Genomic DNA, 14,472 nt, shown 5'->3' on the forward strand with positions numbered 1-14,472 from the left:
AAACGCGCCTGGATGGACCACGACGCGGCAGTACGCGCGTAGGTGTGTCGGGCGGCCCCGACCCACTTCACGCCCACGCGCACCCCGGCAGACCAGACACCAACCCCGGAGGCCAAGACACCCACCCCCAGCCCGGCCGGCGTTTGAGGCCTCCGGCCGAAGGCCGGATGCGCGACAGCCGACGCAACCGCCAGCCAAAGACCGAAGCACACCGCCGCGCGACGGAGTCAGCCGACGCAACCGCCAGCCGAAGACCGCCGCACACCGCCGCGCGACGGAGGCGACGGAGGCGACGGAGCCACCCCCGTCTCATACGCCACGATCACCAACTGCGCCCGATCCCGGGCCTGAAGCTTCGCCAGGAGGCGCCCGATATGCGTCTTCACCGTCGCCTGACTCAGATGCAGATGCGCCGCGATCTCCGCGTTGGACAGCCCCCGGGCGACCAGCCCGAGAACCTCCACCTCCCGCTCCGTAACCCCCTCCAGCCCGGGCGAATGCTGACGCCCAGGCTCCGGCAGCCGTGCGAACTCCGCGATCAGCCGCCGCGTAATCGACGGCGCCAGCAGCGAATCCCCCGCCGCCACCACGCGGATCGCGGACAGCACCTCCGCCGGCGGTGTGTCCTTCAGCAGAAACCCCGCCGCCCCCGCGCGCAGGGCGGCGAAGACGTACTCGTCCAGGTCGAACGTCGTCAGCATCAGCACCTTGACGTCCGATGTCGCCGGATCCGCCCCGATCCGGCGCGTGGCCTCGATGCCGTCCACGCCCGGCATGCGGATGTCCATCAGCACGACGTCCGGCACCGACGCCCGGGCCAGCTCCACGGCCTCCGCTCCCGTGGCCGCCTCACCGACCGCCCGCAGGCCCGGCGTGTGGTCCACCAGGACGCGGAAGCTCCCCCGCACCATCGCCTGGTCGTCCGCGATCAGCACCCGTACTTCGTCCGTCATGCCCCGGCCCCTTCCCCGAACTCGAGCGCGCGCGGCAGGCTCACCGACACCCGGAAGCCACCCTCCGGGCGGGGGCCCGCCGCGAAGGTGCCGTCGTACATCATCGTCCGCTCCCGCATCCCGACCAGGCCGTGGCCAGCGCCCGGCAGGCGGCGCATCGGGGGGTCTGCGTCGGGCGGCGGGCCGTCGTCGGTGACCTCGACGGTGACCGACTTCGCGGAGCCCAGGACCGCTACCCGGCAGCGGGTGGGCGCCGCGTGGCGGACCACGTTCGTCAGCGCCTCCTGGACGATCCGGTACACCGCCAGCTGCAGGCCCTCCGGCAGGCCCGCGAGGCCCGACGACGTGAACTCCACCCGGACGCCCGCCCGTCTGGCCTCCGCCGCCAGGCCCGCGAGGTCGCCCGAGCCGGGGGCGGGGGCCAGGGGGGCGTCCTCCGAGCGCAGGACTCCCAGCGTGCGCCGCATTTCCGCCAGCGCCGAGCGGCTTGTCTCCTCGATTACCCGCAGCGCCGCCCGGGCCTCCCGCGGGTCGTCCTCCGCCACATGGGCCGCCACCCCGGCCTTGACGGCGATCAGGCTCAGGTTGTGCGACACGATGTCGTGCAGCTCCCGCGCGATCCGCAGCCGTTCGTCCGCCAGCGCCCGCCGCGCCCGCAGCCCCTCCCGCCGTACCGTCTCCGCCCGGCGCCACCGCAGCAGGCAGCCCGCCCCGCCCGAGACGCCGACCACCAGCCCCGCCCACACCGCCAGCCCGGCGGCCGACCAGAAGCCCTCCGTCGGCGTGAGTACCCCCACGCCCAGCACCACGCTCACGGAGGCCGCCGCCACCCCCGTGCCCAGCACCGGCGCCGCGAGCCGCACCGGCCGCGTGAGCCCGACCAGATACGCCGCCAGCCCCACCGCCAGGAACGGCTCCCGGGTGATGTCCATCAGCGTCGCCGTGACCATCGCCGCCAGCACGATCCCGTACACGAGCAGCGGGCGGCGGCGTCGGAACGCGAGCGGCAGGCCGACGCACAGGGCGATCAGCGTCCCGTAGAGGTCGGCGCCGTGATGGCCGTCGGGGAAGCGCATCGCGGCGAAGCCGATGTACATCAGGGTCAGCACGACGGCCGCCCCGGCGTCCAGGGCGTAGAGCAGGGCACGGCGTATCCGCTTCATGAGGCGGGCGTAGCGGTCGTGGTCCTTGAGCATGGCCCCACCTTCGCCGTCCGGGCGCCGTCACCGCGTCGGACCTGCGGCTGGATTACGGGTCAGACCTGGGTATGACCGACCGACTCGAACCGCCACCGGTGCACCGGCCGGGCGATCAGCGACGCCGGGGGATCGGGCAGCTCCGGGACGGCGGCGTCGTAGCCGCCCTCCCACCAGGTGATCAGCAGGACGCGTTCGCCGGGCGCCGTGAAGGTCTCCCGGCGGACCGGCGCGGGCTCCAGCCTCTGTGCCCGGGCCCAGGTCAGCAGGTCCGCCGCGCGGTCCGGGGCCGCCTTCGCCTCCCACATCAGCGCGATGGTCATGAGTAGAGGTTGTCCTTCCGGAGCTCTTCCTCGTGCACATGGTCGTGCGCCGGTACGTGGGTCTCCTCCACCGGCAGCGACGAGTCCGCCGACAGGTCCCACGCCGACGGCCCGCGGCCCCGCGCCACCATCTCCGCGCCCAGCGCCGCGACCATCGCCCCGTTGTCCGTGCACAGGCCCGGGCGCGGGACGCGCAGCACCACGCCCGCGTCCTCGCAGCGGCGCTGCGCCATCGCGCGCAGCCGGGAGTTCGCCGCCACCCCGCCGCCGATCATGAGGTGGCCGACGCCGTTGTCCTTGCAGGCCCGTACGGCCTTCTTCGTCAGCACGTCCGCGACGGCCTCCTGGAACGACGCCGCCACGTCCGCCACCGGCACCGGCTCGCCGGCCGCGCGGCGGGCCTCCACCCAGCGGGCCACGGCCGTCTTCAGGCCGGAGAAGGAGAAGTCGTACGCCGCGTCCCGCGGGCCCGTCAGCCCGCGCGGGAAGCGGATCGCCGCCGGGTCACCCTCGCGCGCCGCCTTGTCGATGAACGGGCCGCCGGGGAAGCCCAGCCCCAGCACCCGGGCGATCTTGTCGAACGCCTCGCCCGCCGCGTCGTCGATCGTCGCGCCCAGCGGCCGTACGTCCGCGGTGATGTCCGGCGCCAGCAGCAGCGAGGAGTGGCCGCCCGACACCAGCAGCGCCATCGTCGGCTCCGGCAGCGGGCCGTGCTCCAGCTGGTCGACGCAGATGTGCGAGGCCAGATGGTTGACGCCGTACAGCGGCTTGCCCAGGGCGTACGCGTACGCCTTCGCCGCCGAGACGCCGACCAGCAGCGCACCCGCCAGACCGGGGCCCGCGGTGACGGCGACGCCGTCCAGGTCGGACGCCTTGACGCCCGCGTCCGCCAGCGCCCGCTCGATGGTGGGGACCATGGCCTCCAGATGCGCCCGGCTCGCCACCTCCGGCACCACGCCGCCGAAGCGGGCGTGTTCGTCGACGGACGAGGCGACCGCGTCGGCCAGCAGCGTGTGGCCGCGCACGATGCCGACGCCCGTCTCGTCGCAGGAGGTCTCGATTCCGAGGACCAGGGGCTGGTCGCGTGACTCAGGCATACGTCTCTTCCTTGCCGTTCATCTCCCGGCGCATCACGACCGCGTCCACGTTCGCCGGCTGGTAGTAGCCGCGCCGTACACCGATCGCCCTGAAGCCGAAACGCTCGTACATCCGCTGCGCGCGCGGGTTGTCGGCGCGTACGTCCAGCAGGACCTCGGCGCAGCCGCGGTCGGCGGCGGCGTCCAGCAGGTCGTGCAGCAGCCGGGGGCCCAGGCCCGTGCCCCAGTACGCGCGGTCGGCGGCGATCGTCAGCACGTCCGCCTGCTCGGTGGGGGCGCCGAGGCCCGCGTACCCCACGAGCCGGCCCCCGTCCTCCGCCACCGTGTAGTGCCGCGTGCCCTCCGGCCCGCCCGCGTGGGCCAGCTCCGACCAGAACATCCCCCGCGACCAGGAGTCCTCCGGGAACAGATCCCGCTCCAGCTCCAGCACGGCGGGGATGTCCCACCACCGCATCTCCCGCAGACGTACGTCCGTCATCGCGGGGTGACCGCCTTGTACCCGGCGGGCACCTGGGCGTCCGGGCGGCGCAGGTACATCGGGCGCGGCGCCAGGAGCTCCTCGCCGGCCGCCAGGCGTGCCACGGCGAGGGAGGCCAGGGCGGCGGCGCTCTGGTGGGCCGGGGGGCGGGCGTCCGGGAAGACGCCGGGGTAGAGCTCGGCGCCGGCGCCCGCGGCGGGCAGGCCCGCGACCTCGGCGGCGATGTCCGCGGGGCGGTCGACGGAGGGCTCGGTGACCCGGGTGCGGGCGTCCGCGTAGCGGGCCCAGTACACCTCCTTGCGGCGCGCGTCCGTCGCGACGACGAACGGCTCCGTCAGACCGGAGGCGTACGCGATGCCGTCCAGCGTGCACAGTCCGTGGACGCGGGCGCCGATCGCGGTGCCGAAGGTGTCGGCGGTGACCAGTCCGACGCGCAGGCCGGTGTACGGGCCGGGGCCGACGCCCACCACGATGTCCGTGACCTCCGCCAGCTTGCGCCCGGCCTCGGCGAGCACCCGGTCGACGGCGGGCAGCAGCAGCTCCCCGTGGCGGCGGGCGTCCACCTGGTGGCTCTCGGCGACGACGGACGTGCCGTCGTGGAGGGCGGTGGTGACGGCGGGGGTGGCGGTGTCCAGGGCGAGCAGCAGCACACGATGAGCCTAACCGGTTCCACCCGCGACCCCGTCCCCGTCCGGACTGGAGTACGGTCCGGGGGTAGCGATCGGTTGGTGACCGGAGGTTGGACGTGGCACGCGCAAGCAGCCCGGGATCATTCGTGGCCGTCCTGACGGCGGCCGCGCTTGCGGTCGTCGGGTTCCTGGCCTACCAGGCGAACGCCGGTACGCCCGTGGCCGCCCCGCCGAAGGCGGCTCCCTCCACCGGCCCCTCGAAGGCGGCGGGCGGGCCCAAGAAGCCGGCCGTGGCCGAGCTCCCGGTGCCCTCGGGGACGGGGGAGCGGGTCGTGTACTCGCTGGGGCAGAAGCGGGTGTGGCTGGTGGCGGCGGACGGCGCGGTGGTGCGGACGTACCCGGTGACGCCCTCCACGGTCAGCCCGCGGCCGGGCGAGTACCGGGTGAGCACGCGGTCGAAGAGCATTCCGGGGTCGGACGGGGTGCTCGTCGAGCACGTCGTCCGCTTCACGTCCGTGGACGAGATCGTGATCGGCTTCAGCGCGGCGGTGAACGGGTCGACGGCGCCGCCCGCCAAGAAGGCGAGGACCGGCGGCATCCGCTCGTCGCGCAAGGACGGCGCGGCGCTGTGGACGTTCGCGACGGTCGGCGTTCCGGTCGTGGTCGTGGCCTGAAGATGCGCCCGTAAGAGTTACGCGGCCTCGCGCTGGGCGACGACGACCGGCGGCTTCTTCGCGCCGGTCTGCGGCGCGGCGTCGTGCGGCGGTGTGCAGACCGCCCGTGCCGCCGCTCCCGCGTCGAGGAGCTCCTGCATCGACGGCCGCTTCTCCGGTGTGTTCCCGTGCTGCGGCATACCGCCATCGGACCACGGGGGCACGGCACGGGGCAACGTCTTGCCGACGGCCTGTCGGTATCTTCGTCGGAACGTACGAATCTTCTGCTTTGTCGCCGTCAGGCGATGACCCCTGCCAGGGCCCCGTTCGCCCACCGCGCACCCACGCCGACCAGCGTGACCTCGCGGGTGTCGGAGTCGTCGTCCCCCGTCGTACGGGCGATCAGAACATGCAGCCGGTCCTCGGACAGCTCTTCGACCTTGCCCTCGCCCCATTCGACGACCACGACCGACTCCGGCAGCGACACGTCGAGGTCCAGGTCCTCCATCTCGTCCAGCCCGCCGGGCAGCCGGTACGCGTCCACGTGCACCAGCGGCGGACCGCCGGAGACGGACGGGTGGACGCGGGCGATGACGAACGTCGGGGAGGTCACGGCCCCCCGTACCCCCAGACCCTCGCCCAGGCCCCGGGTCAGCGTGGTCTTCCCGGCGCCGAGCTCCCCGGTGAGGAGGACGAGGTCCCCGGCGCGCAGCAGCTCGGCGAGCCGCCGGCCGAGCTCGCGCATCTGCTCGGGGGAGGTGACGGTGAGGCGGGTCTGCACATCCTGCATACGGCCAGCGTAGGGCTTACCGGGGCCGCTGACGTCCGGCCTTGCGCCCCTGCGGGGGTGTGGCGTACGCGCCGGCCCGTACGAGCAGCAGGGCCAGGGCCTCGTCGACGGTCTCCGGGTGCTCCAGCATCACCAGATGCCCGGCGTCCGGCACCACGACGTGCGTGGCGTCCGGCAGCAGGGCGGCGATCGTCTCGGAGTGCGACGGCGGGGTGACGAGGTCCCGGTCGCCGACGAGCACCAGCGCCGGGATCGCGGTGAAGGCGGCGAGGGCGTCCGCCTTGTCGTGCTCTCCGAACGCCGGATAGAAGTCCGCGACCACGTCGATGGGCGTCGACTCGATGAGCCGCTCGGCGAACCGCGCCACCGCCGGATCGACGTCGCGCGCCCCGAACGAGTACCGCTTGACGATCCCCGCGAACAGGTCCGCCGTCGCCCGCCGCCCCCGTTCCACGAGGTCCGCCTGGCTGCCCAGCGCCTTCAGCACCCCGGGCACGATCCGCCGCACCGCCCGTACGCCGGCGACCGGCAGCCCGTAGTTCACCTGCCCGAGCCCGCCGACGGACGTACCGACGAACGCCACCCCGGCGACCCGCTCGGCGACGTACTCCGGGTACTGGGCCGCCAGCGCCATGACCGTCATGCCGCCCATGGAGTGCCCGGCCAGCACCACCGGCCCGGTCGGCACGGCGGCGTCCAGTACGGCCTTCAGGTCCCGGCCGAGCCGGTCGATGGTGACGTCCTTCGACACGGCGCGGGCGGAGCGGCCGTGGCTGCGCTGGTCCCAGGAGACGGTACGGACCACGCCGCGCAGCGCGAGACGCTGGAAGTGCCAGGAGTCCTGGCTGAGGGCGTAGCCGTGGCTGAAGACCACCGTCAGCGGCTCGGGCTGCCTGCGCCCGAAGCGGCGCTTGGGGGCGGGGGTGTCGGGGGCGTGGTCGGCGACCTCCTCGACCTCGTAGTACAGCTCCGTCCCGTCCTCCGCCACCGCCGTCCCCGGCCGGCCGCGCAGGGTGCCGAACGGGCTGGCGGCGTCCAGGGCGAGCCGGGCCTTGCGGCGCATCCCCCGCCCGACGGTCAGCCGCTCCACCGCGATCCCGGCCGCCGCCCCCGCCGCGATGACGCCGATCGCGGCGCCGGCTATACCGGCCCGGCGGCCGGCGGTGGACCAGGTGCGGTCAGTCATCGGCGTGCCCCTCCGCGAGGTGGACGCGGGGGACGCGCGCGCCGATGCGGGTGACGATCTCGTACGCGATGGTCCCCGCCGCCCGCGCCCAGTCCTCGGCGGTGGGCTCGCCCGCGTCGCCGGGGCCGAAGAGGACGGCCTCGTCGCCGGCGGCGGCCTCGTCCCCGCCGAGGTCCACGACGAACTGGTCCATCGCCACCCGCCCCGCGACCTGCCGCCACTTCCCCGCGACGAGCACCGGCCCGCCGCCGGAGGCGTGCCGGGGGATGCCGTCGGCGTAGCCGGCCGGGACGAGGGCGAGGGTGGTGTCGCCGGGGGTGGTGTAGTGCAGCCCGTACGAGACGCCGTGGCCGCCCGGCACCTTCTTGACGGAGGCCAGCATGGCGCGCAGGGTCATCGCGGGGCGCAGGCCGTAGCGGTCGGGGGTGCCCAGCTCGGGGCTGGGGGAGATGCCGTAGAGGGCGATGCCGGGGCGGACGAGGTCGTAGTGGCTCTCGGGGAGGGTGAGGACGGCCGCCGAGTTGGCGATGTGGCGTACCTCGGGCTCGAGTCCGGCGGCCGACGCGGCGGCGAGGGCGTGGTCGAACGCGGCGAGCTGGCGGGGGACCGACGGGTGGCCCGGCTCGTCGGCGCACGCCAGGTGCGACCAGACGCCGGCGACCCGGATCACGCCCGCCGCCTCGGCCTCGCGGGCGGCGGCGGTGAGCTCCGGCCAGTCGGCGGGCTGGCAGCCGGAGCGGCCGAGGCCGGTGTCCGCCTTGAGGTGCACCCTGGCCGGCCGGCCGGCCTGCCGGGCGGCGGCGACCACCTCGCGCAGCGCCCACATGCCGCTGACGGACACGTCGACGTCCGCCTCGACCGCCTCCCGCCAGGGCCCGCCGGGGGTCCACAGCCAGCACAGCAGCCGCCCGGTGTCCCCGGCGGCGCGCAGCGCGAGGGCCTCCTGCGGGGTGGCGGTGCCCAGCCACGCGGCGCCGGCCGCGCGGGCGGTACGGGCGCAGGGGAGCATGCCGTGCCCGTACGCGTCGGCCTTGACGACGGCCATCAGCGCGGCGCCGGGCGCGAGGGCCCGCAGGGCACGCACGTTGGACCGGACGGCGGCGAGGTCGATCTCGGCGGTGACGCGGGAGCTATTCATTGCCGCCAGTCTCCCACCCCGCCTCGGTGGGCCGGCCGATCAGCATCGACGGGGCCCCCGCGACCCGGGTGAGGAACACCGTGGCGGCGTTCGGGCCGGACGGCTTCACCTTGCGGCGCAGCTCCTCCGGCTCGACGGCGGAGCCCCGCTTCTTCACCGTGAGGGTGCCCACCTCGCGCTCGCGCAGCAGCGCCTTCAGCTTCTTGACGCCGAACGGCAGGACGTCGGTGATCTCGTACGCGGTGGCGTACGGCGTCGGCACGAGCACGTCGGACGTGAGGTACGCGATGGTCTCGTCCAGCAGCCCGCCCGCCACGTCCTGGGCCACCTCCGCGACCAGATGCGCCCGGATGACGGCGCCGTCCGGCTCGTACAGGAACCGCCCCACCGCCCGCACCGGCGGATCCGGCAGCCCCCGCCCGGTGAGCGTCGCGCCGCCCGGCAGCAGCGTGGCGCGCATCCCGGGGTGCCCCGTACCGAACCAGAGCACCGCCTCCTTCACGTCGCCGCCGTCGGAGATCCACTCGGCCTCCGCCTCCGGCGGGATCACCTCGTGCGGGATCCCGGGGGCGATCTTCAGCGCCGCGTGCGACACCCGGCCGGCGACCTCCAGCGCCCACGACAGGGGCGGCGAGTACGCCTCCGGGTCGAAGATCCGGCCCCGGCCGCCGCGCCGGGCGGGGTCGGTGAACACCGCGTCGTACGCCGAGATGTCGACGTCGGTCACGTCCGCGCACCGGACGTCGATCAGGTCCGTCAGCCCGAGGGCGTTCGCGTTGGCCCGGGCCACGGCGGCCGTCAGCGGGTCCCGGTCCACGGCCAGCACCGCGATCCCGGCGCGGGCCAGGGCGACGGCGTCGCCGCCGATGCCGCAGCAGAGGTCGGCCAGCGCGGTGACGCCGAGTCCGGTGAACCGGCGGGCGCGGTGGTCGGCGACGGTGGTGCGGGTGGCCTGCTCGACGCCGTCGGGGGTGAAGTACATGCGCGCCGCGTCCGGGCCGAACTTCGCCGCCGCGCGCTGCCGCAGACGTGCCTGGCCGAGGGCGGCCGAGACGAGGGGCGCGGGATGGTCCCGGCGCAGGCGGGTGGCCAGGGCCAGCTCCTGCGCGGGGTCGTGGGCGCGGAGCTCGTCGAGCAGGGCCTGGCCCTCGGGGGTGAGCAGGGCGGAGAGATCGTCGGCGTGCACGGGCCCATTGTCGGCCACCCGGTGGACGCCCGGGGGTGTCACCCGCGCGTCGTGGCCCGGAGCTGGCACCATCCGTTCCATGCATTTTGTACGACAAGTAAGACAAGTGGGACGAAGTGAAGAGCCGGTACGGCCGTACGGCACCCTGGTCCGCGGTCTCCGCACCGCCGCCGCCGTCCTGCTGACCGGCCTGGCCGCGACCGCCTGCGGCGCCCCCGCCGGCCACCCCGAGGACGACCCGCCGGTCGACGCCCGCAACCCCGAGGCGCGCGCCGCGATCGCCAGGTACCGCGGCGCCCCGGCGCAGGCCCTCGCCTACGCGGCGTGGCGCGAGTCCCGCGCGTACGGAAAGCGCCTGGCCACCGCCCGCCGCTGGGGCCTGGCCGACGCGCCGCTGATGCGCCCGCCCGCGCCGGCGGTCAAGCCCCGGCTGACCACGGAGCCGGGCTTCGAGGCGAACGACGGCGCCCCGGACCTGCCGCCGGTGATCACGAAGGTCCCGACGACCGACCGGGTGATCTTCCTGACGATCGACGACGGCAACCGCAAGGATCCCGAGCTCATCCGGATGATGTCGGAGCTGGACATCCCGTACAGCGCCTTCCTCTCGGACTTCCTGGCACGCGAGGACTACGGCTACTTCCACCGCATGCGGGACGCGGGCGTCACGCTGAACAACCACACGATCAACCACCCGAACCTGCGCCTGATGTCGTACGAGGCGCAGCGCGCGGAGATCTGCGGCCAGCAGTCCCGCCTCGAGAAGGAGTTCGGCACCGCCCCCCGCCTCTTCCGCCCCCCGTTCGGCAACTACAACGGCGACTCCCTCCGCGCGGCGAAGTCCTGCGGCGTCGAGGTAGTCCCCCTCTGGCAGGAGGAGGCCTTCGCCGACCACTGGGACTACCGCAGGGGCTCCCGGCACTTCGAACCGGGAGACATCGTCCTGATCCACTTCAGGGGCCGCGACGAATGGCCGGGCGAGATGCCGGACGTGGTCCGCCTGGTCCTGAAGAAGGCCAACGAGGAGGGCTTCGCCCTGGCCCGCCTGGAGGACTACATCTGACGGCGAATTAGCACTCAGCTTGACCGAGTGCCAATCGTGCGCATAATCTCGGCCCTGGCACTCTCCACCCGAGAGTGCCAACCGCGACGAGGCAGGTCCGGCACCCGCGACGACGGGCCTACCAGGTCGCCACCCCAGACATATGACCCCGTGAGATCTCCGAAGGGGGAGGTCGGATCGTGACGACCGCCAGCACCAAGGTTGCCATCAAGCCGCTCGAGGACCGCATTGTGGTCCAGCCGCTCGACGCCGAGCAGACCACGGCCTCGGGCCTGGTCATTCCGGACACCGCCAAGGAGAAGCCCCAGGAGGGCGTCGTCCTGGCCGTGGGCCCGGGCCGGTTCGAGGACGGCCAGCGCCTGCCGCTCGACGTCGCCGTCGGCGACGTCGTGCTGTACAGCAAGTACGGCGGCACCGAGGTGAAGTACAACGGCGAGGAGTACCTCGTCCTCTCGGCTCGCGACGTGCTCGCGATCATCGAGAAGTAAGCACCAAGCACAGCAGCCAGCTGCAGTCCGAGCCCCGGATCCCAGAGCCCGCCGAAGCGAAAGCACCGGCGGCCAGGGGCCCGGGGCTCAGGCACTCGAGAGGACACACTGAAGCCCCATGGCGAAGATCCTGAAGTTCGACGAGGACGCCCGTCGCGCCCTTGAGCGCGGCGTCAACAAGCTTGCCGACACGGTGAAGGTGACGATCGGCCCCCGCGGCCGCAACGTCGTCATCGACAAGAAGTTCGGCGCCCCCACCATCACCAACGACGGTGTCACGATCGCCCGCGAGGTCGAGGTCGACGACCCGTACGAGAACCTCGGCGCCCAGCTGGTCAAGGAGGTCGCCACCAAGACGAACGACGTCGCGGGTGACGGCACCACGACCGCGACCGTGCTGGCCCAGGCCTTCGTCCGCGAGGGCCTGCGCAACGTCGCCGCCGGCGCCTCCCCGGCCTCCCTGAAGAAGGGCATCGACGCCGCCGTCAAGGCCGTCTCCGAGGAGCTGCTGAAGACCGCCCGGCCGATCGACGACAAGTCGGACATCGCCGCCGTCGCCGCCCTCTCCGCCCAGGACGAGCAGGTCGGCGCCCTCATCGGCGAGGCGATGGACAAGGTCGGCAAGGACGGCGTCATCACCGTCGAGGAGTCCAACACCTTCGGCGTGGAGCTCGACTTCACCGAGGGCATGGCGTTCGACAAGGGCTACCTGTCGCACTACATGGTCACCGACCAGGACCGGATGGAAGCGGTCCTGGAGGACCCGTACATCCTGATCAACCAGGGCAAGATCTCCTCCATCCAGGAGCTGCTGCCGCTGCTGGAGAAGGTCATGCAGGCCGGCGCCTCGCGTCCGCTGCTGATCATCGCCGAGGACGTCGACGGCGAGGCGCTGTCCACGCTCGTCGTGAACAAGATCCGCGGCACCTTCAACTCGGTCGCCGTCAAGGCCCCGGGCTTCGGCGACCGCCGCAAGGCGATGCTGGGCGACATGGCCACCCTGACCGGCGGCCAGGTCGTGTCCGAGGAGGTCGGCCTCAAGCTCGACCAGGTCGGCCTGGACGTGCTGGGCACCGCCCGCCGCGTGGTCGTCACCAAGGACGACACCACGATCGTCGACGGCGCCGGTGACTCCGCCGCCGTGGCCGGCCGGATCGCGCAGATCAAGGCCGAGATCGAGAGCACGGACTCCGACTGGGACCGCGAGAAGCTGCAGGAGCGCCTGGCCAAGCTGGCCGGCGGCGTCTGCGTCATCAAGGTCGGCGCGGCCACCGAGGTCGAGCTGAAGGAGCGCAAGCACCGGCTGGAGGACGCCATCTCCGCGACCCGCGCCGCGGTCGAGGAGGGCATCGTCTCCGGCGGTGGCTCCGCGCTGGTGCACGCCGCGAAGATCCTCAAGGGCAACCTGGGTCTGACTGGCGACGAGGCCACGGGCGCCGCGATCGTCGCCCGCGGTTCGGTCGAGCCGCTGCGCTGGATCGCCGAGAACGCCGGCCAGGAGGGTTACGTCATCACCTCCAAGGTCGCCGACCTCGAGACCGGCCAGGGCTACAACGCCGCCACCGGCGAGTACGGCGACCTGGTCAAGCAGGGCGTCATCGACCCGGTGAAGGTCACCCGTTCCGCGCTGGAGAACGCCGCCTCCATCGCCTCCCTGCTGCTCACGACGGAGTCCATCGTCGTCGAGAAGCCGGAGGAGGAGCAGCCGGAGGCCGCGGGCCACGGTCACGGCCACTCGCACTGACGCGCTGACGCGTACGGTCCGTCCGTTACGGACAACGGGCCCGGCGGCACCCGAAACGGGAGCCTCCGGGCCCTTCGTACGCCGGGGAACCCTAGGTGGACCCCGGGCGGTCCGCGCCGAAATACTGTGGACATGACCACCGCGTTGATCACAGGTTCCACCGCCGGAATCGGCGCCGCCTTCGCCCGCCGGCTGGCCGCCGACGGCCACGACCTGGTGCTCGTCGCCCGGGACACCGAGCGGCTGCGCAAGCAGGCGGACGAGCTGCACGACCGGCACCGCGTCGAGGTCCAGGTGCTGTCCGCCGACCTGTCGACGGAGAAGGGCATCGAGTCCGTCGCCGCCCGGCTCGGCGACCCCGCCCGCCCGGTGGACCTGCTGGTGAACAACGCCGGGTTCGGGCTCAAGGGCCGCTACCTCGAGGTCTCCATGGCCGACGAGCTGCGCATGCTCACCGTGCACTGCGAGGCGGTGCTGCGGCTGACGTCCGCCGCGGCGGAGGCCATGCGCGGGCGGGGGAGGGGCGCGGTGGTGAACGTCGCGTCGGTCGCCGCGTTCGTGCCGCGCGGGACGTACGGGGCGAGCAAGGCGTGGGTCGTGCAGTTCACGCAGGGCGCCGCGAAGGACCTGGCGGGCTCGGGCGTACGGCTGATGGTGCTGTGCCCCGGGTTCGTGCGTACGGAGTTCCACTCCCGCGCCGGCATGGGGACGGACAACATCCCCGGCTGGATGTGGCTGGACGCCGACAAGCTGGTCGCGGAGGGGCTGCGGGACCTGGCGAAGGGCAAGACGCTGTCCGTCCCCGACGCCCGCTACAAGGCGCTGCTCGGCGCCTCGAAGCTGGTGCCCCGGGGAATGCTGGGCCGGGTGTCGTCGGGGGCGGGGCGCAAGTACGGACCCAAGTAGCGGCGCCGGAGGTGATCCCGGGCGGTCAGTCGGCCGCGAGGGGCGCCGTCGCCATCCGGTGGCGGGCCCGGCCCATCAGCTCCTCGCGCTCGTCCTCGGTCAGACCGCCCCAGACGCCGTACGGCTCACGGACGGCCAGCGCGTGCGCCGCGCACTCGGCGCGAACCGGGCAGCGCATGCACACCTCTTTCGCCGATGCCTCACGCGCGCTGCGGGCGGCGCCCCGCTCGCCCTCCGGGTGGAAGAACAGCGAGCTGTCGACGCCGCGGCATGCCGCCAGGAGCTGCCAGTCCCACAGGTCGGCGTTGGGACCCGGGAGTCGGGAGAAATCGGCCATCTCAAATCCCCTAAGCAGTGCGAGCAGTGCGTGTTCCAGGCAAACCGTACGTCTACTGACTAACTAGATGTAAATATTACTCTTCGCTCAAATCCTCCCTACGATGAGTAAAACGGTGAAAATTGGGCTAATCGAGTGAGGGTTTCCCGCAAAATCCCCGGCTCCCCGCCCCCCCGGCCCGGGGATGTGTCATGAGGAGGCCCCGTAACTCTTTCGGGTGACCGTCGTTGAGAGTGCGGAAGCGGTGGAAAAGAGCCGACCGGACCATGCGTTCCGGCGGCCCGACTCCCCGACACTGACGCTTT

General features: G+C 73.3%; 17 protein-coding genes. 5 read left to right on the forward strand and 12 right to left on the reverse strand.

Annotation, left to right across the window (positions count from 1 at the left end):
- Positions 1-227: 227 nt before the first annotated feature.
- The 6 genes from SRB5_RS33295 to tsaB are packed head-to-tail and all read right to left on the reverse strand — an operon-like array spanning position 228 to position 4,697.
- Positions 228-953, reverse strand: coding sequence for a response regulator (locus tag SRB5_RS33295; RefSeq protein ID WP_153457228.1), 726 nt, complete (start codon positions 951-953; stop codon positions 228-230).
- The gene (locus SRB5_RS33300; RefSeq protein WP_228390646.1) at positions 950-2,149 is read right to left on the reverse strand and encodes a sensor histidine kinase; all 1,200 of its coding nucleotides are present in this window, start codon (positions 2,147-2,149) and stop codon (positions 950-952) included. The genes SRB5_RS33295 and SRB5_RS33300 overlap by 4 nt, the downstream gene beginning before the upstream one ends.
- A gap of 59 nt (positions 2,150-2,208) precedes the next feature.
- Positions 2,209-2,472, reverse strand: a complete 264-nt coding sequence (locus tag SRB5_RS33305; protein ID WP_153457229.1) for a hypothetical protein — start codon at positions 2,470-2,472, stop codon at positions 2,209-2,211.
- Positions 2,469-3,569, reverse strand: coding sequence for a tRNA (adenosine(37)-N6)-threonylcarbamoyltransferase complex transferase subunit TsaD (gene tsaD / locus SRB5_RS33310; protein WP_153457230.1), 1,101 nt, complete (start codon positions 3,567-3,569; stop codon positions 2,469-2,471). The genes SRB5_RS33305 and tsaD overlap by 4 nt, the downstream gene beginning before the upstream one ends.
- Positions 3,562-4,047: a ribosomal protein S18-alanine N-acetyltransferase gene (rimI, locus tag SRB5_RS33315; RefSeq protein WP_153457231.1), complete on the reverse strand. Its 486-nt coding sequence runs from the start codon at positions 4,045-4,047 to the stop codon at positions 3,562-3,564. The genes tsaD and rimI overlap by 8 nt, the downstream gene beginning before the upstream one ends.
- Entirely contained in the window at positions 4,044-4,697 is a 654-nt protein-coding gene (gene tsaB, locus SRB5_RS33320; protein WP_323378909.1) for a tRNA (adenosine(37)-N6)-threonylcarbamoyltransferase complex dimerization subunit type 1 TsaB, read from the reverse strand. The genes rimI and tsaB overlap by 4 nt, the downstream gene beginning before the upstream one ends.
- A 95-nt stretch (positions 4,698-4,792) precedes the next feature.
- Here tsaB and SRB5_RS33325 point away from each other — a divergent pair, with 95 nt between their 5' ends.
- On the forward strand, positions 4,793-5,350 hold the full coding sequence (locus SRB5_RS33325; protein ID WP_323378910.1) for a hypothetical protein: 558 nt from the start codon (positions 4,793-4,795) through the stop codon (positions 5,348-5,350).
- 17 nt (positions 5,351-5,367) lie between these two features.
- Here SRB5_RS33325 and SRB5_RS33330 read toward each other — a convergent pair whose 3' ends face one another.
- The 5 genes from SRB5_RS33330 to SRB5_RS33350 form a co-directional block, all read right to left on the reverse strand.
- Positions 5,368-5,529, reverse strand: a complete 162-nt coding sequence (locus SRB5_RS33330) for a hypothetical protein (protein ID WP_153457233.1) — start codon at positions 5,527-5,529, stop codon at positions 5,368-5,370.
- A gap of 98 nt (positions 5,530-5,627) precedes the next feature.
- Positions 5,628-6,119, reverse strand: a complete 492-nt coding sequence (gene tsaE, locus SRB5_RS33335; protein WP_153457234.1) for a tRNA (adenosine(37)-N6)-threonylcarbamoyltransferase complex ATPase subunit type 1 TsaE — start codon at positions 6,117-6,119, stop codon at positions 5,628-5,630.
- A gap of 16 nt (positions 6,120-6,135) precedes the next feature.
- Positions 6,136-7,305, reverse strand: a complete 1,170-nt coding sequence (locus tag SRB5_RS33340) for an alpha/beta fold hydrolase (RefSeq protein ID WP_153457235.1) — start codon at positions 7,303-7,305, stop codon at positions 6,136-6,138.
- On the reverse strand, positions 7,298-8,443 hold the full coding sequence (gene alr / locus SRB5_RS33345) for an alanine racemase (RefSeq protein ID WP_153457236.1): 1,146 nt from the start codon (positions 8,441-8,443) through the stop codon (positions 7,298-7,300). The genes SRB5_RS33340 and alr overlap by 8 nt, the downstream gene beginning before the upstream one ends.
- A complete protein-coding gene (locus tag SRB5_RS33350) occupies positions 8,436-9,701 on the reverse strand; it encodes a THUMP-like domain-containing protein (RefSeq protein ID WP_153457237.1) in 1,266 nt (421 codons plus the stop codon). Before SRB5_RS33350 ends, alr begins: the two co-directional genes overlap by 8 nt.
- A 34-nt stretch (positions 9,702-9,735) precedes the next feature.
- On the opposite strand from SRB5_RS33350, the gene SRB5_RS33355 reads away from it, so the two are divergent.
- The 4 genes from SRB5_RS33355 (at position 9,736) to SRB5_RS33370 (ending at position 13,830) form a co-directional block, all read left to right on the forward strand.
- Entirely contained in the window at positions 9,736-10,692 is a 957-nt protein-coding gene (locus SRB5_RS33355; protein WP_323378911.1) for a polysaccharide deacetylase family protein, read from the forward strand.
- Positions 10,693-10,871: 179 nt separating this feature from the next.
- Positions 10,872-11,180 (forward strand): co-chaperone GroES, encoded by a 309-nt coding sequence (groES, locus tag SRB5_RS33360; protein WP_323378912.1) that lies wholly within the window; start codon positions 10,872-10,874, stop codon positions 11,178-11,180.
- A 118-nt stretch (positions 11,181-11,298) separates the two neighbouring features.
- Positions 11,299-12,924, forward strand: a complete 1,626-nt coding sequence (gene groL / locus SRB5_RS33365; RefSeq protein WP_153457239.1) for a chaperonin GroEL — start codon at positions 11,299-11,301, stop codon at positions 12,922-12,924.
- Between the two features lie 132 nt (positions 12,925-13,056).
- Complete coding sequence (locus tag SRB5_RS33370) at positions 13,057-13,830, forward strand: SDR family NAD(P)-dependent oxidoreductase (protein WP_153457240.1); 774 nt, start codon at positions 13,057-13,059, stop codon at positions 13,828-13,830.
- 25 nt (positions 13,831-13,855) lie between these two features.
- On the opposite strand, the gene SRB5_RS33375 is transcribed toward SRB5_RS33370, so the two are convergent.
- A complete protein-coding gene (locus tag SRB5_RS33375) occupies positions 13,856-14,167 on the reverse strand; it encodes a WhiB family transcriptional regulator (protein WP_153457241.1) in 312 nt (103 codons plus the stop codon).
- Between the last annotated feature and the right edge of the window lie 305 nt (positions 14,168-14,472).

This window comes from Streptomyces smaragdinus, from assembly GCF_009604385.1.
Lineage (GTDB): Bacteria > Actinomycetota > Actinomycetes > Streptomycetales > Streptomycetaceae > Streptomyces > Streptomyces smaragdinus.

What these genes read in the sequence shown, in the direction of transcription:
- SRB5_RS33375 (WP_153457241.1), bottom strand. Translation starts at nt 14,167, where the DNA reads ATGGCCGATTTCTCCCGACTCCCGGGTCCCAACGCCGACCTGTGGGAC.
- rimI (WP_153457231.1), bottom strand. Translation starts at nt 4,047, where the DNA reads ATGACGGACGTACGTCTGCGGGAGATGCGGTGGTGGGACATCCCCGCC.
- SRB5_RS33300 (WP_228390646.1), bottom strand. Translation starts at nt 2,149, where the DNA reads ATGCTCAAGGACCACGACCGCTACGCCCGCCTCATGAAGCGGATACGC.
- groL (WP_153457239.1), top strand. Translation starts at nt 11,299, where the DNA reads ATGGCGAAGATCCTGAAGTTCGACGAGGACGCCCGTCGCGCCCTTGAG.
- SRB5_RS33330 (WP_153457233.1), bottom strand. Translation starts at nt 5,529, where the DNA reads ATGCCGCAGCACGGGAACACACCGGAGAAGCGGCCGTCGATGCAGGAG.
- SRB5_RS33305 (WP_153457229.1), bottom strand. Translation starts at nt 2,472, where the DNA reads ATGACCATCGCGCTGATGTGGGAGGCGAAGGCGGCCCCGGACCGCGCG.
- tsaE (WP_153457234.1), bottom strand. Translation starts at nt 6,119, where the DNA reads ATGCAGGATGTGCAGACCCGCCTCACCGTCACCTCCCCCGAGCAGATG.
- alr (WP_153457236.1), bottom strand. Translation starts at nt 8,443, where the DNA reads ATGAATAGCTCCCGCGTCACCGCCGAGATCGACCTCGCCGCCGTCCGG.
- SRB5_RS33370 (WP_153457240.1), top strand. Translation starts at nt 13,057, where the DNA reads ATGACCACCGCGTTGATCACAGGTTCCACCGCCGGAATCGGCGCCGCC.
- SRB5_RS33340 (WP_153457235.1), bottom strand. Translation starts at nt 7,305, where the DNA reads ATGACTGACCGCACCTGGTCCACCGCCGGCCGCCGGGCCGGTATAGCC.
- SRB5_RS33350 (WP_153457237.1), bottom strand. Translation starts at nt 9,701, where the DNA reads ATGGTGCCAGCTCCGGGCCACGACGCGCGGGTGACACCCCCGGGCGTC.
- tsaD (WP_153457230.1), bottom strand. Translation starts at nt 3,569, where the DNA reads ATGCCTGAGTCACGCGACCAGCCCCTGGTCCTCGGAATCGAGACCTCC.
- SRB5_RS33295 (WP_153457228.1), bottom strand. Translation starts at nt 953, where the DNA reads ATGACGGACGAAGTACGGGTGCTGATCGCGGACGACCAGGCGATGGTG.